This is a genomic window from Stenotrophomonas sp. STK17_22 (assembly GCF_051983905.1).
In the GTDB taxonomy this organism is placed as follows: Bacteria; Pseudomonadota; Gammaproteobacteria; order Xanthomonadales; family Xanthomonadaceae; genus Stenotrophomonas; species Stenotrophomonas maltophilia_A.
Genome location: NZ_CP197010.1, coordinates 3,876,707 through 3,897,546, shown reverse-complemented (window position 1 = coordinate 3,897,546; position 20,840 = coordinate 3,876,707). Strand labels below are relative to the sequence as shown.

General features: G+C 66.9%; 17 protein-coding genes and 1 riboswitch. Of the genes, 8 read left to right on the top strand and 9 right to left on the bottom strand.

The features are described 5' to 3' along the window. The first annotated feature begins 4 nt into the window (after nucleotides 1-4). The 3 genes from ACSYS9_RS18215 to ACSYS9_RS18205 all read left to right on the top strand — a co-directional run bounded on the left by ACSYS9_RS18215 (nucleotide 5) and on the right by ACSYS9_RS18205 (nucleotide 2,958). Nucleotides 5-1,024, top strand: coding sequence for a glycosyltransferase family 2 protein (locus ACSYS9_RS18215; RefSeq protein ID WP_071228201.1), 1,020 nt, complete (start codon nucleotides 5-7; stop codon nucleotides 1,022-1,024). Continuing rightward, nucleotides 984-1,415 (top strand): CBS domain-containing protein, encoded by a 432-nt coding sequence (locus ACSYS9_RS18210; protein WP_019336409.1) that lies wholly within the window; start codon nucleotides 984-986, stop codon nucleotides 1,413-1,415. Before ACSYS9_RS18215 ends, ACSYS9_RS18210 begins: the two co-directional genes overlap by 41 nt. Nucleotides 1,416-2,043: 628 nt before the next feature. Then, nucleotides 2,044-2,958: an IS110 family transposase gene (locus ACSYS9_RS18205; RefSeq protein WP_180844144.1), complete on the top strand. Its 915-nt coding sequence runs from the start codon at nucleotides 2,044-2,046 to the stop codon at nucleotides 2,956-2,958. 187 nt (nucleotides 2,959-3,145) lie between these two features. On the opposite strand, the gene ACSYS9_RS18200 is transcribed toward ACSYS9_RS18205, so the two are convergent. The 4 genes from ACSYS9_RS18200 to ACSYS9_RS18185 all read right to left on the bottom strand — a co-directional run bounded on the left by ACSYS9_RS18200 (nucleotide 3,146) and on the right by ACSYS9_RS18185 (nucleotide 8,611). Further along, entirely contained in the window at nucleotides 3,146-5,119 is a 1,974-nt protein-coding gene (locus ACSYS9_RS18200; protein WP_071228093.1) for an AsmA family protein, read from the bottom strand. Nucleotides 5,120-5,202: 83 nt separating this feature from the next. After that, nucleotides 5,203-5,841 carry a PAQR family membrane homeostasis protein TrhA gene (gene trhA, locus ACSYS9_RS18195; RefSeq protein WP_005410682.1) on the bottom strand — a complete coding sequence of 213 codons (639 nt, stop codon included), beginning with the start codon at nucleotides 5,839-5,841 and terminating at the stop codon, nucleotides 5,203-5,205. A gap of 214 nt (nucleotides 5,842-6,055) precedes the next feature. Further along, nucleotides 6,056-7,660, bottom strand: a complete 1,605-nt coding sequence (locus tag ACSYS9_RS18190; protein WP_014038155.1) for a peptide chain release factor 3 — start codon at nucleotides 7,658-7,660, stop codon at nucleotides 6,056-6,058. Between the two features lie 66 nt (nucleotides 7,661-7,726). Beyond that, the gene (locus ACSYS9_RS18185) at nucleotides 7,727-8,611 is read right to left on the bottom strand and encodes a M23 family metallopeptidase (RefSeq protein ID WP_071228094.1); all 885 of its coding nucleotides are present in this window, start codon (nucleotides 8,609-8,611) and stop codon (nucleotides 7,727-7,729) included. A 149-nt stretch (nucleotides 8,612-8,760) separates the two neighbouring features. Continuing rightward, nucleotides 8,761-8,879, top strand: a riboswitch (SAM riboswitch). A gap of 77 nt (nucleotides 8,880-8,956) precedes the next feature. On the opposite strand from ACSYS9_RS18185, the gene metX reads away from it, so the two are divergent. From metX to ACSYS9_RS18170, 3 genes are read left to right on the top strand one after another with little or no spacing between them, the layout of a single operon-like run. Beyond that, nucleotides 8,957-9,988: a homoserine O-succinyltransferase MetX gene (metX, locus tag ACSYS9_RS18180; RefSeq protein WP_049401407.1), complete on the top strand. Its 1,032-nt coding sequence runs from the start codon at nucleotides 8,957-8,959 to the stop codon at nucleotides 9,986-9,988. Beyond that, nucleotides 9,985-11,220 carry an O-succinylhomoserine (thiol)-lyase gene (locus ACSYS9_RS18175; protein WP_071228095.1) on the top strand — a complete coding sequence of 412 codons (1,236 nt, stop codon included), beginning with the start codon at nucleotides 9,985-9,987 and terminating at the stop codon, nucleotides 11,218-11,220. Before metX ends, ACSYS9_RS18175 begins: the two co-directional genes overlap by 4 nt. Continuing rightward, entirely contained in the window at nucleotides 11,217-12,284 is a 1,068-nt protein-coding gene (locus tag ACSYS9_RS18170) for a homoserine dehydrogenase (RefSeq protein ID WP_071228096.1), read from the top strand. Before ACSYS9_RS18175 ends, ACSYS9_RS18170 begins: the two co-directional genes overlap by 4 nt. A 58-nt stretch (nucleotides 12,285-12,342) precedes the next feature. Here ACSYS9_RS18170 and ACSYS9_RS18165 read toward each other — a convergent pair whose 3' ends face one another. Then, entirely contained in the window at nucleotides 12,343-13,338 is a 996-nt protein-coding gene (locus tag ACSYS9_RS18165) for an alpha/beta fold hydrolase (RefSeq protein WP_071228097.1), read from the bottom strand. A gap of 122 nt (nucleotides 13,339-13,460) precedes the next feature. Continuing rightward, nucleotides 13,461-14,843, bottom strand: coding sequence for an L-serine ammonia-lyase (locus tag ACSYS9_RS18160; RefSeq protein WP_049456519.1), 1,383 nt, complete (start codon nucleotides 14,841-14,843; stop codon nucleotides 13,461-13,463). A 100-nt stretch (nucleotides 14,844-14,943) separates the two neighbouring features. Between ACSYS9_RS18160 and ACSYS9_RS18155 the strand changes: the two genes are divergently transcribed. Beyond that, nucleotides 14,944-15,174 carry a glutaredoxin family protein gene (locus ACSYS9_RS18155; RefSeq protein ID WP_032127830.1) on the top strand — a complete coding sequence of 77 codons (231 nt, stop codon included), beginning with the start codon at nucleotides 14,944-14,946 and terminating at the stop codon, nucleotides 15,172-15,174. Nucleotides 15,175-15,273: 99 nt separating this feature from the next. Here ACSYS9_RS18155 and ACSYS9_RS18150 read toward each other — a convergent pair whose 3' ends face one another. Genes ACSYS9_RS18150 through ACSYS9_RS18140 form a run of 3 tightly spaced genes read right to left on the bottom strand, consistent with a single transcriptional unit; the run spans nucleotide 15,274 to nucleotide 17,065 of the window. Then, nucleotides 15,274-15,846, bottom strand: a complete 573-nt coding sequence (locus ACSYS9_RS18150) for a YceI family protein (protein WP_010482754.1) — start codon at nucleotides 15,844-15,846, stop codon at nucleotides 15,274-15,276. Nucleotides 15,847-15,849: 3 nt separating this feature from the next. Further along, nucleotides 15,850-16,422, bottom strand: coding sequence for a cytochrome b (locus ACSYS9_RS18145; RefSeq protein ID WP_005410672.1), 573 nt, complete (start codon nucleotides 16,420-16,422; stop codon nucleotides 15,850-15,852). 10 nt (nucleotides 16,423-16,432) lie between these two features. Then, complete coding sequence (locus ACSYS9_RS18140; protein ID WP_071228098.1) at nucleotides 16,433-17,065, bottom strand: YceI family protein; 633 nt, start codon at nucleotides 17,063-17,065, stop codon at nucleotides 16,433-16,435. Nucleotides 17,066-17,230: 165 nt separating this feature from the next. On the opposite strand from ACSYS9_RS18140, the gene ACSYS9_RS18135 reads away from it, so the two are divergent. Further along, on the top strand, nucleotides 17,231-20,776 hold the full coding sequence (locus ACSYS9_RS18135) for a hybrid sensor histidine kinase/response regulator (RefSeq protein ID WP_071228099.1): 3,546 nt from the start codon (nucleotides 17,231-17,233) through the stop codon (nucleotides 20,774-20,776). Nucleotides 20,777-20,840 lie beyond the last annotated feature (64 nt).

The window sequence follows — 20,840 nt, the reverse complement described above, 5'->3', positions numbered from 1 at the left end:
GTGCATGACCCGCGAACGACTCACTTTAGTCATTGCCGCCTACAACGAAGCCCAGGCGCTGCCCTGCCTGCATCCACGCCTGTGCGCGGTGCTGGACGGCATGCCCGATATCGAGGGCCACATCCTCTATGTGGACGACGGCAGCCACGACGGCACCTGGGACGTGATCGCAGGATTGGCTCAAGCCGACACGCGCGTGTCGGCGTTGAAGCTGTCGCGCAACTTCGGCAAGGAGGCCGCGCTGACTGCCGGCCTGGATCTGGTGCGCGACGGCGCGGCGATGATCCTCGATGCTGACGGGCAGGATCCACCGGAACTCGTGCCGCAGTTCGTCGAGCGATGGCGCGAAGGCTACGACAACGTCTATGGCACGCGCTTGGCCCGCGATGGCGAAGCCTGGATCAAGCGCGCCACGGCGGCGGCGTTCTATCGGGTGATCGGTCGCCTGTCACGCACGCCGATCCCTGCCGACACCGGTGATTTCCGTCTGTTGTCGCCACGCGCGCTGAGTGCGCTGCGCGAGATGCGTGAACGCCACCGCTTCATGAAGGGCCTTTTCAGCTGGGTCGGATTCAAGCGTATTGCTGTGCCCTACCACCGTCACGCGCGGGTGGCCGGCTCCAGCAAGTTCAGCCTGTGGCGGCTGTGGAACTTCGCGCTGGAGGGCATCACCGGGTTCTCGACCGTTCCCCTGCGGGCGGCGACCTACATGGGCCTGGCAACGGCGGCGGTGGCCTTTGTATTCGGCGTGTGGGTGATTGCCAAGGCGGCCCTGTACGGTGACCGGGTGGCGGGTTGGCCGACGATGATGGCGGTGATCCTGTTCCTGGGCGGGGTGCAGTTGATCGCGCTGGGCCTGATCGGCGAGTACCTGGGACGGCTGTACGAGGAATCCAAGCAGCGCCCGTTGTACCTGGTTGACGCGTGGCTAGCATCCGCCGTGGCAGACTCGGCCCTGCAACCCACCCTCGGAGGGCAGGCAGATGACCACGGTACGGCAACTGTTGGACGGCAAGTCTCCTGAAGTACATGCGGTCGCGCCGGATGCGGCGGTGATCGATGCGATCCGGTTGATGGCGGAAAAGGGCATTGGCGCGGTGCTGGTGATGGATGGTCCGCGGCTGGTCGGGATCCTTTCGGAGCGCGACTACGCGCGCAAGATCGTGCTGCGTGATCGTTCGTCGCGGGATACGGCGGTGGCCGAGATCATGACGGCGAAGGTGGTGACGGTTTCGCCGGGCGAGCAGGTGGAGCACTGCCTGCAGCTGGTGACCGACTACCGCATCCGCCACCTGCCGGTGGTGGAGGGCGCACAGGTGCTGGGGGTGATTTCCATCGGCGACCTGGTGAAGTCGGTGATCGATGCGCAGCGGCGCGAGCTGGATCAGCTGCAGCAGTACATCGTGGCAGGGTGAGTTGTTCGCTGGCGGGCCTGCGGCCCGCCGGCCCGCTTTTCGAAGCCAGAGCCAGAGCTGAGGGCAGCGCCTTCCTGGTACGCCGGGAGGCTGAGGGCATGGGCGTGCAGGACACGCCGCAAGTACGTCCCTGTAGGTTCGATGGCGCCATCCATGGCGCCAACGGTCCTGCACGCCCATGCCCTCTGCCTCTGGATACATTGCCGCGAGCGCGGTGAGATTCGCCGCAGACGATCTGCTTTTGGTAGCTGCCAACCTTGGTTGGCAACAGCTTTTGAATTTGCTTTTCTCTTCTGACTTTGAATTTCCGCTCTCGTTCCGCGCGCGCTGGAAACTGTCCGGAGCCGAAGCAAGGCGGCAGGCAGGACCGTGAGGCGCATGGATGCGCCGACCGAGCCTTATCTGATCGGAATCTGGCAGCGTAGGCGTCGAGAGCCGGCGTGGGCCGCCGTGCGAGCCTAGATCTCGACGATCCGTAATCAGGATCGCGACGATCGCCATGTAGCTTGGCGCCCACGCCGGAATCTCCCTTGATCCGCCCGAACAGTTGCTGGAGCGACCACTCGAAGCGATAAGACTGGGCAAGCGGGGGAGCTCTCGACCCTTCCAGACTATACGGAGTCAGGTGATGAACGGGATCGGGATTGATGTCAGCAAGCGTCAGCTGGATATCGGTACGACGGACGGAGAAACCCTGCAGGTCGGCAACAACCGCTCCGGGTTTTCTGAACTGGATGTTTGGCTGAAGAAGCGTCCGACCCGCCAGATCGTGCTTGAAGCCACAGGTGGCTATGAGCAGCCTGTGCTGGATTTCCTGCACAAGGCCGGTCATCCGGTGGTCCGTGCCAATGCCTTGCGCGCCCGGAAACTGGCTCAGGGGTTGGGTCAGATTGCCAAAACCGACCGTTTGGATGCCTACGCGTTGGCGCAGATGGCCGCCCTGGTGAAGCTGCCTCCCTATCAGCCGCTGCAGTCTTGGCAGCAGAAGATGCGGGAGTTCGTTCGGGCACGTCGGCAGGCGATGGACGCCCTGACCATCGCGCGGCAGCAGCAGGAAATGGTGCTTGATCGTGAACTGCGCCGACTACTGCAGGGCAACATCACCCGCCTACAAACGTTGGTTGAGCGTCTGGGCAAGCAGATCGTCGAGCAGGTTGGTCAGCAGCCTCAACTGAAGATGCTGAAGTCGATGAAGGGCGTAGGGCCTGTGCTGCAGGCAGTTCTAGCCAGCTATTTGCCAGAGCTTGGCAGGATCACTGGCAAGCGCATCGCCAGCCTGGTCGGGGTAGCCCCGATGTCCCACGACAGCGGCACGATGAGAGGAAAACGAAGCATCCACGGTGGAAGAGCCGAAATCCGGCAAGTGCTCTACATGGCGGCAATGTCGGCCATGCGGCATGAACCTCGGCTGCGCGATTTTTACCAGTCGCTACGAGCCCGCGGCAAGGAAGGCAAGGTGGCCATCGTGGCAGTAATGCGGAAGATGCTGGTCATCCTCAACGCCCGTGTGCGCGACGCTGAAAGCGAGCTAGTCCCCGCCTGAGGCGAGCCAGGGCGAAAGACCAAAGGCTGCCGGCCAGCGGCCGGCACTACCGTGCCCGTTTACCTGACGGGCCTGAGACTCTCCAGCAACACAGTTGCTACAGGGACGTATTTACGGCGTGTCCTGCCTGTCGCCTTGCTCCGGCTCTACGCGCGGGAAAAGAGGCGCCGCGAACAACGCTGTAACTCTACTTCGCATACTGCCCACCGCAGTCGGCATCCTTCCCCGGCCCCAGTTCGATGGTCGCCAGCAACGCCGCCGGCGGGGCAATGCTGCCCAGTGCCAGGGCCACCGCGCCACGAATCCCCAACGCCTTGAAGTCCGGTCGGAATGACGGGTCCTTGAACGTGCCACTAATGTGCAGTGGAGAGCGCAGTACCAGGATGCTCTTGTCCTTCGGGCGCGGTTTCAGCAGCAGGTCCAGGGTCTCGTCGCGCAGGCTGACCGTGCCTTCGCCGATGAGGATCGTATCGGCAGTGTCCACCGCCAGCGCCTGGCTGGTCATCAGGCCGTCGCGCACGCCGAAGTCGGCGAAGGCGCAGCGCAGGGGAATCTGTTTGTCGCCGGTCACCAGGAATTTCAGTGATTCGGTGATGTCCAGCCCTGCAAGTTCCATCACCAGGTTGCCGACATGGCCGCGGCCCATCGCCAGGCCGACCTTGCCACTGCTGCTGCCGAGCATCGCGGCGATCGAGTTGCCGCGGCCGCTCAGGTCCACCTCGCCGCCGATGCCGCCCTTGGCCTGCTCGGCCAGTTTCGCGTCCGGAAACAGCTGGCCGAGCTGCACGCCGCGCACACTGGCCTTCAGGGCGGTGCTGATCTGCGGACGGCGCGCGTCCATGCGGATCGTGCTGCGGATATCGCCTCCGGCCACGCCGAAGTTCAGCGGGTCCAGCCGCAGTACGCCGTCATCCAGCAACAGGTGCGCGTCCATGTCGTCCAGCGGCAGTGATGGCGCGTTGATGCGGTGGGCCTTCCAGCGCACGTCGGCATCCATCGCGCGCAGCTTGCCGAGGTTGTAGGGCGTGTCGGGCAGCACGCGTGCGCGGGCGGCAACCCGTGCGGCCTCGGCCTTCTGTTCGGCGTTGGCGGTTTCGCCGCCGCCGGTTTTCGGTGGGGCACCGACGAAGCCGGCAAGGTCATCGAAGTCCAGGCGCTTGGATTCCAGCGTGGCGGTCAGCCGCGGCCGCGCACCGCCCACTTCGAACTGCAGATTGCCGCCGAGGTCGCTGTCACCGACCTTGCCGGTGAAGGCGTCGTAGCGCCAGACGTTGTGGTCACGCTTGAGCCGGCCGTTCAACGCATAGGGCGGCGACGGCGGAATGGCAATGCCGAGCAGCGGATAGAGGTCGGCGAGGTCCTGGCCGCTGAGCGCAAACTGCAGATCGAACACGCGCAGCTGGAAGGGATTGGTCAGCGTGCCACTGGCTACCGCGTGGGTGGCGCCTGCTCGGCCATCGAGATGGATGCGGAACGGATGGTCGCTGTCGGTCAGCTCCAGCGGTGATTCCGTGCCGCCACGCAGGGTGAACGGATTGCCCTGCCAGTGTCCCTTGCCCTGTACCAGCAGCGGTGGCGCCGCATCGGCCTGTTTCGGCTGGCCGCTGCGCACGTCCACGCGGATATCGGTACGGCCGAGCGCGTCGAGGAACTGCAGGCGACCGTCATCGATGCGCAACCGTTTGAGCTGCGGGCTGGTCCCACCGGCGCTGCCACCGAGGAAATCCCAATTGCCCGGGTCGCCCTTGCGCGACGCTGTTTCCAGCAGCACGTCCGGGCGGGTCAGGCGTACTTCGGGCAGCTGCACGCTGCCGCGCAGCAGCGGCCACACCCGCACGTCGATCTCGACGCGGTCTGCGGTGGCCATATCGGGTTGCTTCGCCCAGCTTGCATTGGCGAAGGTGATCGCATCGGCGCGGATCGTACTGGTGCGGCCAAGGTCGACATCAAGGTTCCCGATGTGCAGCGCACGGCCGGTGCGTGCCTGCACCGCGCGCTCAACCGGCCCCTTGAACCAGTTCCAGTCCCACAGCGCGATCAGCAGCAGGAGTGCCGCCAGCAGGAAGATCAGGATCGTGAGCCAGCGCCGGCCTCGTGGGCCGGGGCGGCGGAGGCGCCAGCGGGGCGTGCGCTTTGCGGCAGGGGAGGCGGCAGCATTCACGCTGCCATGGTTGCCCCCTGTTCGTGGACAGGGCGCGAAGCGACCATGTGCATGGCGTGCACACGCCGCCGTCGAGCGGCCGTTTACAGCACCTGCATGGTGACCGCGACGAAGTGGCAGACGCTGCCACCGATCACGAACAGGTGCCAGATCGCATGCGAATACGGGATCGATTCACGGTGGTAGAAGTAGGTCCCCAGCGTGTACGACAGGCCACCGGCGAACAGCCAGGTGAGGGTGCCGCCGTCGATCGAAGCCCACATCGGCTTGATCGCCACGACCACCAGCCAGCCCATGGCGATGTAGATCACCGTTGAGAGCACCTTGAAGCGGCCGGTGTAGAACAGCTTGAACACCACGCCGCCCAGCGCCAGCGCCCAGATCGCGGTGAACAGGCCCCAGCCCCACGGACCACGCAGGCCGATCAGGGTGAACGGGGTATAGGTGCCCGCGATCAGCACGTAGATCGCACAGTGGTCGAACACCTTCAAGCGGCCCTTGGCGACCGGATGCTGGATGGCGTGATACAGGGTGGAGGCGGTGTACAGCAGCAACAGCGCGATACCGAATACGATCGCACTGGCCAGCTGCCAGCCGTCGCCGTAGATCGCAGCCAGGGTGATCAGCACCGCGCTGGCTGCCAGGGCGAACACCGCGCCCAGGCCATGGGTCAGGGCGCTGGCGATTTCTTCACGGATCGAAGCAATGGACGTCGTGGACATGGGCATGGGCATCGTTCACGGGGAGGGGGACCCGCGTCCCCCTATCATCGCCGCGATGGCCGCCGTGTGCACGCCCGTCACCGTATGGTGGGTGAATCCCTGCGTTGCGCCGATGAATCCGTGAGCGGTAGATCCACGCCATGCGTGGATGAACGACCCGCGACGGCCGGGGGCAGAGCCCTTTCCCTGCGGAAAGGGATCCGACCCGCTGGCATCAGCCCACCGAAACCGTATGCGCCGCTTCGCGGGTGGCCGAGAAGCGCACGTCCGGCGAGCGTTCCTGGGCCAGCTGCAGGTTGACCCGGGTCGGTGCCAGGTAGACCAGGTGGCCGGCCGCATCCAGCGCCAGGTTCAGCGCATTCTTCTCGCGGAACTCTTCCAGCTTCTTCTCGTTGCTGCAGTGGACCCAACGCGCAGTGGTCACGCTGACCGGCTCGAAGGTGGCTTCCACGCCGTACTCGTCCTTCAGGCGGTAGGCGGCCACGTCGAACTGCAGCACGCCGACCGCACCCAGGATCAGGTCGTTGCTGGTCAGCGGGCGGAAGAACTGGGTCGCACCTTCCTCGGACAGCTGGGCCAGGCCCTTCTGCAGCTGCTTGAGCTTGAGCGGATCGCGCAGGCGGGCGCGGCGGAACAGTTCCGGGGCGAAGTTGGGGATGCCGGTGAAGGTGACTGCTTCGCCTTCGGTGAAGGTATCGCCGATGGAAATGGTGCCGTGGTTGTGGATGCCGATCACATCGCCCGGCCACGCCTCGGCGGCGATCTCGCGGTCGCTGGCCATGAAGGTCAGCGCGTTGGCCAGCTTCATTTCCTTGCCGGTGCGCACGTGGAAGGTCTTCATGCCGGCGCTGAAGCGGCCCGAGCAGACCCGCATGAACGCCACGCGGTCACGGTGCTGCGGGTCCATGTTGGCCTGGATCTTGAACACGAAGCCGGTCAGCTTGTTCTCTTCCGGGGCGATCTCGCGGCCGGTGGTGGAACGCGCCTGCGGCGACGGGGCATGTTCGACGAAGAAGTCCAGCAGCGGCTGCACGCCGAAATTGTTCACGCCGGAACCGAAGAACACCGGGGTCTGCTTGCCGGCGCGGTAGGCGTCCAGGTCGAACGGATGGCTGGCGCCCTGCACCAGTTCCAGTTCGTCGCGCAGGTCGGCCAGCATCTGTGCACCGATCTTCTCGGCCAGGCCGGGCGCATCGATGGACGGGAAGATGGTCGAGTCCTGGCGGGTGAAGTTGCGGCCCGGTTCGTACAGGTGCACTTCGCCGGTCAGCAGGTGGACCACGCCCTTCAGGCGCTGGCCCATGCCGATCGGCCAGGTCACCGGCGCGCACTGGATGCCCAGCACGGTTTCCACTTCATCCAGCAGCTCGATCGGGTCCTTGCCCTCGCGGTCGAGCTTGTTGATGAAGGTCATGATCGGGGTGTCGCGCAGGCGGCAGACTTCCATCAGCTTGATGGTGCGCTCTTCCACGCCCTTGGCCACGTCGATCACCATCAGCGCCGAGTCCACCGCGGTCAGCACGCGGTAGGTGTCCTCGCCGAAGTCGGCGTGGCCGGGGGTGTCGAGCAGGTTGACGATCTTGCCTTCGTACGGGAACTGCATCACCGAGGAGGTTACGGAGATGCCGCGCTCCTTTTCCAGCGCCATCCAGTCGGAGGTGGCGTGGCGGGCGGCCTTGCGGCCCTTGACCGAACCGGCCATCTGGATCGCGCCTCCGAACAGCAGCAGCTTTTCGGTCAGCGTGGTCTTGCCGGCGTCAGGGTGGGAGATGATGGCGAAGGTGCGGCGACGCGACGCTTCGTTGGCGACTTCGGACATGGCAGTGGCGCCCGCCCGGGGCGCTTTTCAAAGAGATAAGCGCCCGATTATACCGGCCGGGGCCGTTCAGCGCCCGATGCCGCCCTCGACCTTGTCCTGGCGGGCGAACTGCAGTTGGCCCTGTTCGGCGAAGATGCGTGCCGGCACCGAGCGCAGGCCCATGCCGCGGTTGACCTGCACCACGAAGTGCAGGTGCGGCGCGCTGCTGAAGCCGCTGTTGCCTGACAGGCCGAGCGGCTGCCCGGCCCCCACCGCCTGGCCGCGACGCACGCGCATGCCGCCGGCCTGCAGGTGGCCGTACAGCGCCATGCTGCCGTCGCTGTGCAGCACACGGATGAAGTTGGCGCGGGCACCATCACGTTCGCGGTCCTGGCCGTTGCCACGAAAACCATCCTGGATCTGCATCACCGTGCCCTCGCGCGCGGCCAGCACCAGCGTGCCCTCCGGCAGTGCGAAGTCGACCGCATCGCGGTTCTCCTCGTCATCGTGGCTGAACCGGCCCTGCGGCGCCTGGTCCACGCGCGGACGGGCCGCATCGAAAGGCAGGCGATAGGCGACATCTTCGGCCTGTGCGGCCGGGTTGCCCGGCACCGACTGCAGGCGCAGATCCAGCGTGCGGCCATCGAGCGGGGCGGGCAGGTGGCCGACCACCAGGCTGCTGTCGCCCTGGATCAGCGATTGCAGCGGCAGCCCTTCGACCGGGCGTCCGGGTGCAGCGCGCAGTTCGATCTGCAGCGGTCCTGCCAGCCCATTGTCGATCCGGGCCTGCCATTGCGTGCCGACCGGCTGCAGGCGCAGCCGGGCCATGGGGGCGGCGCCCTCGGCACTGCCAGCGTGGGTGGTTGGGGTGGCGGGGGAAACCAGTCCCCAGCCCTGGCGCCAGTCACCGGCGCTGGCCGTCGTGCTCGCCAGCAGGGACATCAGCAGGCAGGTCAGGGGCAGGCGCAGCATCAGTGGTTCCAGAGGGTAGGGACCACCGGGACTGTAGCCGATCCTGAACAGGACGACCGCGACCGCCTTCGCATAGTCACGTTGAAAATATTCATCGCTTTATCCGCATGAAGGGATTGACAGTGCCGGAAAGGGCTGGCATCGTGGCTCCACCATCGAGACCGGCAGAGGGACAGGCCCTTTGAAGCCGGGGCAGCCCGCGGATGCGAAAGCGTCTGCGTAGGTGCCAAATCCTGCGGGGACCGTGGCGTCCACCGAAAGATGGTTCGAACCATGCACCACACGTGCATCTCGAACGCGGGCCCCGCGAAGGCTCGATGGCCGATTCCCCAACCGGATCCCGCCATGAGCTTCGCCGCCAGTACCGCGCTTCGCCCCGAACCCTTTGTCCCCGTCAGCGTGCCGGTCGAAGACCGCGTGCATGCCGAGCGCGGTGAGTTCGCCGCGGTGCTGTCGATGCGTCACGCCGGCCCCAGCCCGGTGCGCCTGCGCTATGAGTGGGTCGGCCCGGCCAATGCGCCGGTGGTGGTGCTGGCCGGTGGCATTTCCGCCCATCGCCACGTGGCGTCCAATGCACAGTTCAGCGAGAAGGGCTGGGCCGAAGACCTGGTCGGCAGCGGGCGCGCGCTGGATCCGCAGCAGCTGCGTGTACTGGCCTTCGACTTCATCGGCGCCGATGGTGCACTGGATGTGCCGATCGATACCGCCGACCAGGCCGATGCACTGGCGCTGCTGCTGGACCATCTCGGCATCCGCACGCTGAAGGCGTTCGTGGGCTACTCCTACGGGGCGCTGGTCGGCCAGCAGTTCGCGATCCGCCACCGTGCACGCGTGCGCCAGCTGGTGCTGGCCAGTGGCGCGCATCGCCCGCATCCGTATGCCGCCGCCTGGCGCGCATTGCAGCGCCGCGCGGTCGCGTTGGGCCAGCTGCAGTGCGGCGAAGACCACGGCCTGGCGCTGGCCCGGCAGTTCGCCATGCTCAGCTACCGCACCCCGGAAGAGTTCGGCGAGCGCTTCGATGCCGCGCCGGAAGTGATCAATGGCCGTGTGCGCGTGGCCGCCGAAGACTATCTCGATGCGGCCGGTGCGCAGTACGTCGCGCGCACGCCGGTGACTGCTTACCTGCGCCTGTCCGAATCGATCGACCTGCACCGCGTCGACCCCACCGCGATCCTGCCGCCCACCGTAGTTGTCGCGGTGGAGGGTGACCGCCTGGTGCCGCTGGCCGACCTGGTCGGTCTGGTCGAAGGGCTGGGCCCGCGCGGCAGTCTGCGCGTGCTGCGCTCGCCCTACGGCCACGACGCCTTCCTCAAAGAAACCGATCGCATCGACGCGATCCTCGCCACCGCCTTCCGCACTTCTGGAGAGTCCGCATGAGCCTGCACGCAAACGAGCCGTCCTGTAGTCGCACCACTGCCGCCGTCCGTGCCGGCATCGATCGGGACACCGCGCATGGTGCGGTCACGCCGCCGATCGTGCTGTCGTCGAACTTCAGTTTTGAAGGCTTCGGCAACAAGCGCCAGTACGACTACACGCGCAGTGGCAACCCGACCCGTGACCTGCTCGGCGAGGCGCTGGCGGAACTGGAGGGCGGCGCCGGCGGCGTCATCACCGCCACCGGCATGGGTGCGATCAACCTGGTGTTGAACGCATTGCTGCAGCCGGGCGACACCCTGGTGGTGCCGCACGATGCATACGGCGGCAGCTGGCGCCTGTTCAATGCGCTGGCGAAAAAGGGCCACTTCGAACTGGTCACCACCGACCTGACCGATCCGCGCGCACTGGCGCAGGCGCTGGCCACGCAGCCGAAGCTGGTGCTGGTGGAAACGCCGTCCAACCCGCTGCTGCGCATCACCGACCTGCGCTTCGTCATCGAGGCCGCGCACAAGGCCGGTGCACTCGTGGTGGTCGACAACACCTTCCTGTCGCCGGCACTGCAGCAGCCGCTGTCGTTCGGCGCGGACCTTGTGCTGCATTCCACCACCAAGTACATCAATGGCCATAGCGATGTGGTCGGTGGGGCGGTGGTCGCGCGCGATCCGGCGCTGCACGAGCAGCTGGTGTGGTGGGGCAACGCGCTGGGCCTGACCGGCTCGCCGTTCGATGCGTTCCTGACCCTGCGCGGCCTGCGCACGCTGGATGCGCGCCTGCGCGTGCACCAGGAAAACACCGCGTCGATCGTCGCATTGCTGGACCAGCATCCGGCGGTCGGCGCGGTGTACTACCCGGGCCTGGCCGATCACCCGGGCCACGCCATCGCCGCGCGCCAGCAAAGCGGCTTCGGCGCGATGCTGTCGTTCGAACTGGCCGACTGCGAAGGCGATGATCCGCATGCCGCAGTGCGTGCCTTCGTCGATGGCCTGCGCTGCTTCACCCTGGCCGAATCGCTGGGTGGCGTCGAAAGCCTGATCGCGCACCCGGCCACCATGACCCATGCGGCGATGACCGCTGAAGCGCGCGCGGCCGCCGGCATCAGCGAAGGCCTGCTGCGCCTGTCGGTCGGCATCGAGGCCGAGCGTGACCTGCTGGCTGATCTCGGCGCAGCGCTGCAGCGCGCCGAAGCCGTGATCGATGCGGCTGCGCGCCGCAAACAGGTGGTGGATGCATGAGCGCGCTCGCCGCTGACATTCCTGCGCTGGGCGTGGGACGCTTGGCGCTGCTCGGCACCGGCACGGTCGGCTCTGCCTTCGTGCAGCGCTACCAGGCGTTGCGGGCACGCGGGTTGGAACTGCCCAGCGTGCAGTGGCTGGCCAATTCGCGCACCGCACTGGCGATCGACCGTGATCTGGCGTTGCCGCTGGAGCTGGCACGACGCGCACCGCGTGACGGTCTCAGCTCACCGCCATGGGCGAGCGCCGAAGGGCTGGAACGGGGTGACGTGGTGGTCGATGCCACTGCCAGCGAAGATGTGGCCGCACGTCACGTGCAGTGGCTGGCGCGTGGGGTGCACGTGGTCACCGCCAACAAGCTGGGCCGCGGTGCGCAGCTGGCACGTGCCACGGCCATCGCCGAGAGCTGCGCAGACAGTGGCGCACGCTATGGCGACAGCGCCACCGTCGGTGCCGGCCTGCCGTTGCTGAGCAGCCTGCGCGCGCTGGTAGCCGGTGGCGACCACATCCACGCCATCGAGGGCGTGCTGTCCGGCTCGCTGGCGTGGCTGTTCCATCGCTATGACGGCCAATCGCCGTTCTCGGCGGCGGTGCGCGAAGCGCTGGCGGCCGGTTATACCGAACCGGACCCGCGTCTGGATCTGTCCGGCGAGGACGTGCGCCGCAAGCTGCTGATCCTGGCGCGCAGCAGCGGGCTGGCGCTGGATGCTTCGCAGGTGCAGGTGGATTCACTGGTGCCTGAAGCGCTGGCAGCGCTGCCGCTGGAGGATGCGGTGGCTGCGCTCGAGCAGCTGGATGCGCCGCTGCAGGCGCGCTGGCAGCAGGCACGCGACAATGGTCGTGTGCTGCGTTTCGTCGGCCGCGTTGATGGCGAGGGTGCGCAGGTGGGCCTGCGCGAGTTGCCGGCCGATCACCCCTTGGCGCAGGGTGCGGGCACCGACAACCGCGTGGCCATCCACAGCGATCGCTACCGCCGCCAGCCGTTGCTGATCCAGGGGCCGGGCGCGGGTGCGGAAGTCACTGCGGCCGCGTTGCTGGATGACGTGCTGCGGATCGTCGGCTGATCGCAGCGTTCCTGTCGAGACAAGCCCATGCTCGGCTCGACAGGAGCACGCCTGCTGGTCAGCGGGACTTCAACGCCTTCAACAACGCGTTGTTGAACTGCTTCGGGTCCTGCACCTGTGGCGAATGGCCCAGTTCGGCGAACTCGACCAGCGTCGCGCCGGGAATCGTCGCGGCCGCCGACTTGCCGAGCACCGGATAATTGCCCAGCGTCGCCTTCACCGCAGGCGGCGCCAGGTCACGGCCGATCGCGGTGCGGTCCTTCTGGCCGATGAACAACGTGGTCGGCACCTGCAGATTCTTCAGTTCGTAGACCACCGGCTGGTTGAACACCATGTCCGATGCCAGTGCCTGGCTCCACGCAACGACCTGCTTGCCCGGGCCTTCATACATGCCCGACTGCATCCGCGCCCACGGTTCATACGCCGGCTTCCATTTGCCGTCGTAGTACACGTCCAGCTGGTAGCGGCGGATGCTGTCATAGCTGATGTTCATTTCGCCGGCGTACCACGTGTCGACGCTGCGCCAGGGAACACCCAGCGCCTTCCAGTCTTCCAGCCCGATTGGATTGACCAGTGACAGGCTGCGCAGGTCCTGCGGGAACATCAGCGCGTAGCGCACCGCCAGCATGCCGCCCATCGAATGACCGACCAGGTGCACCGGTACATCACCCAGTTGCAGCTGTTGCAGCAGGGCATGGGTGTTGGCGGCCAGCTGCGCGAACGAATACTGGTAGCGTTCGGGCTTGCTGGATTTGCAGAAGCCCACCTGGTCCGGGGCGATCACCCGGTAGCCGGCGTTCAGCAGCGGCGCGATGGTCTGCTGCCAGGTGGCTGCGCAGAAATTCTTGCCGTGCAGCAGTACCACCACACCGATGGCGCGGCGCTTGGGCAGGACATCCAGATAGGCCATTTCCAGTGGCTGCCGCTGCGACTCCAGCGCGAAGATCTTCACCGGATAGCCGTAGTCGAAACCTTCCAGCCGCGGACCATAGGTCGGCGCGGCAAGCGCGGACAGCGGCAGGCAGGCAAGCAGGGCAGCAGCGATCACGCGCATGGGGCCAATCCGGGGCGGGGGAGCCCCGAGCCTAACCGGAACGCGGTGACGGTGTCGTCCGATGTTGAGCCGGGCTCATGCCCGGCTGCAGGGTAGAGCCAGGCCATGCCTGGCTGCGGCCATCAGCATTCGATGACGTTCACCGCCAGGCCACCGCGGCTGGTTTCCTTGTACTTGTCCTGCATGTCGCGGCCGGTATCGCGCATGGTCTTGATCACCTTGTCCAGCGACACCTTGTGCTTGCCGTCGCCGCGCATCGCCATGCGCGAGGCATTGATCGCCTTCACCGCACCCATCGCATTGCGCTCGATGCACGGGATCTGCACCAGGCCGCCGATCGGGTCGCAGGTCAGGCCCAGGTTGTGTTCCATGCCGATTTCCGCAGCATTCTCGATCTGGCTCGGGTTGCCGCCCAGCGCCGCGACCAAGCCGCCGGCCGCCATCGAGCAGGCCACGCCCACTTCGCCCTGGCAGCCCACTTCGGCACCGGAAATCGAAGCGTTTTCCTTGTACAGGATGCCGATCGCCGCCGAGGTCAGCAGGAAGTCGAACACACGCTGCTCGTTGGCGCCGGGGCAGAAACGGTCGAAGTAATGCAGCACCGCCGGCAGCACGCCGGCTGCACCGTTGGTCGGCGCGGTCACCACGCGACCACCGGCGGCGTTTTCTTCGTTCACCGCCAGTGCGTACAGGTTGACCCAGTCCAGCGTGGTCAGCGGATCGCGCATCGCCGCTTCCGGCTTCGACGACAGCTCGCGGTACAGCGCCGGTGCACGACGGCCGACCTTCAGGCCACCCGGCAGCACGCCTTCCTCGCGGATGCCACGCGCGACGCACGACTGCATCGCGCTCCAGATCTCGCGCAGGTTGGCGCGGATCTCGTCTTCGCTACGCCAGCACTTCTCGTTCTCGAACATCAGCTGGGCAATGCTCAGGCCGCTGCGTGCGGTCTGCGCCAGCAGCTCGTCGCCGCTCTTGAACGGGTAGGGCAGCGGGGTCTCGTCGGGCACGATGCGGTCATCGGCCGCGTCGTCCTGGTTGACCACGAAGCCGCCACCGACCGAGTAATAATCGCGGGTGGCGATCACTTCGTCGTCGGCGTTGTACGCGGTGAAGCGCATGCCGTTGGTGTGGTAGGGCAGCTTCTGGCGCTTGTTCATGCCGAGGTCGCGCTTCTCGTCGAAGGCGATCTCGTGCTGGCCCATCAGCTGGATGCGCTTGCTGCTGCGGATGCGCTCCAGCGTGGCCGGGATGATGTCCGGGTCGATCAGGTTCGGCCGCTGCCCTTCCAGGCCGAGCAGGATCGCCTTGTCGGTACCATGGCCGCGGCCGGTCAGCGCCAGCGAGCCATAGACATCGGCGCGGATGCGCGCGACCTCGTGCAGGCGGCCCGGGTCGAGCAGCCAGCGGTGGATGAATCGCTCGGCGGCCTTCATCGGCCCGACGGTGTGCGAGGAGCTCGGGCCAATGCCGATCTTGAAAACGTCGAACGTGCTGACAGCCATGGTTGCCGTACTGCGGGTACCGGAAGAGACCGCTATTCTAGCGGTTCACGCCGCACTTCAATGGCTGCGGCGCAGCATTTCCACCAAGGGGACCCTGCCGGTGTTGACTCTGTTCCAGCGTGACGACTGCCACCTGTGCGACATGGCGCTGGCCGAGCTGGCCAAGGCCCGGGCGCCGGAATTCGAATCGGTGTTCCTGGATGACCAGCCAGCGCTGGAATCGCGCTACGGCGCGCGGGTGCCGGTGCTGCGCGACGAGCGCGGCGACCGTGAGCTGGACTGGCCGTTCGACGCGGCTGCGGTTCAAGCCTGGCTGGCCGTCGAACGGTAGTGCCGGCCGCTGGCCGGCACCTGCCCGCATCGGTGAGGTTGCCGGCCAGCGGCCGGCACCACCGGAGATGATGGCCGGGGCGGTGCCCCGGCCCGTTGATCATTTCGCGTCGAACTTCACGATCGTGCTGATCGCGGTTTCGTCCGGGATGGTCTTGGTGTCGGCCCAGTCACCGCTGCCGACGCCGAAGTCCAGGCGCTTGACGGTGGCCTTGCCGGTCAACACCGGCTGGGTGCCCGGCTTCCAGGTGAAGGTGAGGGTGACCGGCTTGCTGACGCCGCGCAGCTCCAGCGTGCCGTCGGCGGCGAACTGGTCGTTGCCCACCGCACGGAAGCCCTTGGCGGTGTAACGCGCAGTGGCGAACTTGCCGACGTTGAAGAAGTCGGCGGTCTGCAGGGTCGAGTCGCGGTCGCTGTTGCCGCTCTTGGCACCGGCCAGCGGAATCACCACGTCCAGCGAACCGGCGGCCGGGTTGGCCGGGTCGAAGCTGAGCTTGGTGGCAAAGCCCGGGAAGCTGCCGGTGAACACTTCGCCGTCGTACTTGGTGGCGAACACCAGGATCGAGCCGGCGCCGGGGGCCTGCGCGTAGTCCGCAGCGAGCGCCGGGGCGGTGGCCAGCATGCCGGCCAGGGCGGCGGCCACGGCGGCCGGAGTGGTCAGTTTCAGGTTCATCGGTCAGTCCTTCTGAGGGGAGGCGAGCCAGCCGCGCGGCAACATGCGGGACAGCGTTGCATCGCGCTGGAACAGGTGGTGGTAGAAGGCAGCGCCGGCATGGGCCAGCACCACCGCGATCAACAGCCAGAAGCCGTATTCGTGGATGGCGTGGGACACCGCGACGACCTGCGGATCCGGGCCACTCAGCTTGGGCACATCAACCAGGCCGAACCAGCGGAACGGGCGCAGGCCACTGGCCGAGTCGTACAGCCAGCCCGACAGCGGGATGGCGAACATCAGCACATACAACAGCACGTGGGTGGCGCTTGCGATGCGCTCCTGCCAGCTGGGCACGCCCGGCACCGGCTTGGGGGCGCCGGCGTACAGGCGCCAGCCGAGGCGGAACAGCACCAGCGCCAGTACGGTGATGCCGATCGACTTGTGTGCGGTGTAGACCCAGAAGTACTTGGGCGTCTTGGGCAGTTCGCCCATGGTCAGGCCGACCACGCCCAGGGCGAGGATCAGCAGTGCGATCAACCAATGCAGGATCTGGCTGACACTCCCCCAGGCGGCGGGGGTGTTCTTGGCGGTCATGAAAGGTCCTCTAGCGGGCCGTCTTGGGGTCGGAGTGCGGAACGGGAGCGGGAGTTCCCGGGGCGTCGCTGCGGTCGAGGGTGGCTTCAGCCTCGATCCTCAGCTGTACTGCATCACCGATGACGCCCGGCCAGGCGGTGATGCCGAACGCGCGCCGGCTCAGCGTGGTGCTGGCGGAAAAACCGGCGGTGCGTCGGAACGGGGGGAGGGGGTAGCGCTTGATGGCGTTGAGGGTCACGTCCAGGGTGACTTCCTGGCTGACGCCGCGCAGGGTCAGGGTACCGATCACGTGCGCACGCTTGGCATCGATCGGTTCGACCCGGCTGGAGACGAAATGTGCCTTCGGGAAACGCTCGCCATCCAGAAGGCTGCGGGCCAGCGTGGCCTGGTTCCATTTGGCATCACCAAGGTCCAATCGCGACACGGGGACCTCGACATCCAGTGTGGCCTCGCGCCAGTTGTCGGGATCGAACTGCAGGCGGCCCTCACTGCCGGAGACCGTCCCCATCGCCTGCGAGTAACCCGCGTGGTCGATGGTGAACAGCACACGCGTATGCACCGGATCGAGGCGATAGGTATCTGCATCCGCCCAGGCGGGGGCGGTGGCGAGCAGCGTCGGCAGCAGGGCCAGGCAGGGACGCATCGATGGCGGGCTCCGGAAGGGGGACGATGCGATCATACGCACAGCCCCCCGCCAACGTTGCGTGCATGGCTGCAACAGTTCGTGGTGGGTCCACCGGTGGAAACAGGCTGTTGCAGCCATGAACCCGGCCCTGTGTGACAATCGGGACAGGACAGGGGGTTCAGGATGACGAGCGGTTGGCGCCTGTGGTGCCGAGGCATCGCGGGAATGGGGCTGCTGCTGATGGCGTTCGCCACGGCGGCCACGGCCCTCGACATGGCGGAAACACCGCGCCTGCGCCGTTTCGGTGCAGCTGAAGGCATGCCCTCGCGCATGGTGCTGGCGCTGGCCGAGGACCGCCAGGGCCATATCTGGGCGGCCACCGATGGTGGCCTGGTGCGCTATGACGGCGGCAACCTGCGGGTCTGGGAACATGATCCGGAGCAGCCGGGCTCGCTGCCCGGCAACGAGATCGAGACCCTGCTGGTCGATCCCCTGGACCGCGTCTGGGTCGGCATCAATGGCAAGGGCGTGGCCCGGCTGGATGCCGACCGCGAACGCTTCAAGACCTTCGATGCGGTCAACGGCCCCTGCTTGAGCCAGTTCTGGACGCTGGCCTACGCCGAGGATGCACTGTGGATCGGCACCAGTGGCCATGGCGTCTGCCGTTTCGGTGAAGACGGCAGCCTGCGCTTCTTCGAGCATGATCCGGCCCGTCCTGGCGGGTTGCCCAGCAATACCATCTACAGCAGCCTGGTCGATGCGCAGGGGCGACTGTGGATCGGCACCGAGGCGGGCATTGCGCGCTGGAACGGGACTGGATTCGAGGCTGTCGCGCCGCGCGAACTGGGGGCGCTGAGTGTATTGCGCCTGAGCCGCGACCCCGATGGCTCGATCTGGGCCGGCAGCCAGAATGACGGCCTTTACCGTATCGACGCGCAGGACCGGGTCAGCCGTCCGCGCTGGGCCGACAGTGCGCGCCTGCGTTCGGCACTGGTGCTGGCCGATCGCCAGGGCGGTTACTGGGCGGGCACCTCCGATGGCCTGTTGCGTGGAGATGCCAGCATGCTGCGGCGGCTCGACGGCGACCGCGGCAGTGGCTTCCTCACTGCCCAGAGCGGTGTGCTTGATCTGATGCAGGACCATGAGGGCGGATTGTGGGTGGCGCTGCTGACCCAGGGCCTGGCCTACCTGCCGCCGGACTGGCGCCGGTTTTCGATCTGGAACCAGCTTGACGGCAAGCCGCTGGACAGCCAGTACCTGCTGAGTGCAGCCAGTGATGGCCGGAATTACTACGTCGGCTCAGCGCATGGCGTGTACCAGCTGGACGCGCAGGGAGTACTGAAGTTGCTGGCCAGCGATCGCGAGATCGGCAGCGGGGCGGTGTGGTCGGTGCTGCCGCGGCCGGACGGGCGCCTGTGGCTGGGGCGTGCCGGCCGCATCAGCGTGTACGACCCGGCCACCCGCGCGCTGCACGATTGGCATATCGATGGGGGAGCCGATCTGCGCCAGCGCATCGATCTGATGCGGCAGGCCCCCGATGGCACGGTCTGGCTGTCGGTGATGAACCTGGGCCTGCAGCAGCGCAGCGCCGATGGCCGCGTGCTGCGTAGTTACCCGCTGGAGGATCTCCGCAAGACCGCCGATTCACCGGTTGAGCAGATCCGCTTTGATGCACAGGGCAAGGCCTGGGTGATGGGCGACATGGGGATCTGGCGTGAACAGGCCGGGCGCTTCGAAGCGGTGCCGGGCGTTTCGCGCGGGCTGATCTACGATCTGGTGTGGGTGGATCCACAGCAGCTGTGGCTGGCCCGGCAGGGCGCGCTGGAACGCTACCAATGGGATGGCATGAGCCTGCGCCTGATCCAGCGCATCGATGGCAGTGCTGGCGTGCCCTCAGTCAGCATGGGAGGACTGGCGCTGGCCGAAGACGGCCGCCTGTGGGCGACCACGCCACGTGGCCTGCTGCGGTGGGACCCGAAAACGCGCCGCCTGCAGCAGTTCAACGAACGCGATGGTCTGCCCGACGCCGAGTTCACCAGCAGGCCGCCGGCGGTGAATGCCGATGGTCGCGTGCTCGCGGTTGCCCAGACCGGCCTGGTCGTGTTCGATGTGAATGCTGCCGATGCGGTGCTGCCGCCGTCGTCGCTGGTGATCGCCGAGGTCCGCGTGCGGCGTGATGATGCCCGCGGCTGGCAACCGCTGCCGACCACCGGCACGCTGTTGCTGGGGCCGGATGATCGTGATCTGCAGATCGATGCGCGACTGCTTTCCTATGCCAATCCGCAGGGCAACCGTTACCGCTTCCGGGTGCAGGGCTACGACCAGAACTGGGTGGAGCAGGGCGGTGACGGCCAGCGCACGCTGTCGCGGCTGCCGACCGGCAGCTACGTCATTGAAGTCCAGGCGGCAACGGCCAGTGGCACGTGGACGCCTTCACAGCGGTTGCAGGTGAAGGTGCTGCCACCCTGGTGGCGCAGCGGCATGGCGATCTTCGGCTACCTGCTGATCGGCTCGCTGCTGCTGCTTATCCTGGTGTGGTCGATCCGTGCGCGCCTGCGCCGCCGCCAGCAATGGCAGTTGACCGTGCACAAGCAGCAACTGGCAGAGCAGGCCTCCCAGGCCAAGAGCCGGTTCCTGGCCACGCTGGGCCATGAGGTGCGCACGCCGATGACCGGTGTGCTCGGCATGAGCGAGTTGTTGCTGGCCACCCCGCTGGATGCGGTGCAGCGCAGCTATGCAGGCTCGATCCAGCAGGCTGGCAGCCACCTGCTGCGGCTGGTCAATGACGCACTGGATCTGGCCCGCATCGAGGCCGGCCGGCTGGAGCTCGACCTGCGCCCGTTCGATCTGGCTGGCCTGCTCGACCAGGTGCAGGCGTTGATGGAGCCGATGGCGAAGCAGCGCAACCTGGGGTTCCAGCGTGGGGGCGATCCGCCGGGGCCGATCAGCGTCAGCGGCGACGAGATGCGCGTGCGGCAGATCCTGCTCAACCTGCTGGGCAATGCAATCAAGTTCACCGAGCGCGGGCACGTCGGCCTGGCCGTGCGCCTGGAAGAGAACGGTGGCGGACTCTGCTTCGAAGTGCATGACACCGGCCCGGGCATCAACGCCGAACAGCAGGACCGCCTGTTCCATCGCTTCGAACAGGCGGACGGCCCGCGCACCGCGTCGCGCTATGGCGGCAGCGGTTTGGGCCTGGCGATCTGCCAGGAGCTGGCCGTGGCCATGAACGGACGCATCGAAGTGGACAGCCAGCCGGGCAAGGGCGCGCGATTCCGGGTGTGGTTGCCGCTGCCCTGGATCCGGCAGGCCGCCAATGCGCCGGGCGAGTCGCCGGTGCTGCCGGTGCTGCCGCCGCTGCGCATCCTGCTGGTGGAAGATGACGCGACCGTGGCCGAGGTCATCGCCGGCCTGCTGCGTGGCCGTGGCCACGACGTGGTGCATGTGCTGCATGGCCTGGGCGCGCTTTCGGAGATTGCCACCGATGGTTTTGACGTGGGCCTGCTCGATCTCGATCTGCCCGCGCTGGACGGCACCGCCATCGCTCGCCAGCTGCGCACCATGGGCTATGAACTCCCCCTGGTGGCGGTCACCGCGCGCTCCGATGCCTACGCCGAGACCCAGGTCCTGGCGGCCGGGTTCGATGGCTTCCTGCGCAAGCCGGTGACCGGTGACATGCTGGTGACTGCCATTGCCCAGGCGCGCGCAAAACGACAAACCGCCCTTTGAATGCGCCAGCGCCGGGCGTGAACGGCGCGACTTTCGGTTTACCATGCCGACGCCCGTAGTGCGG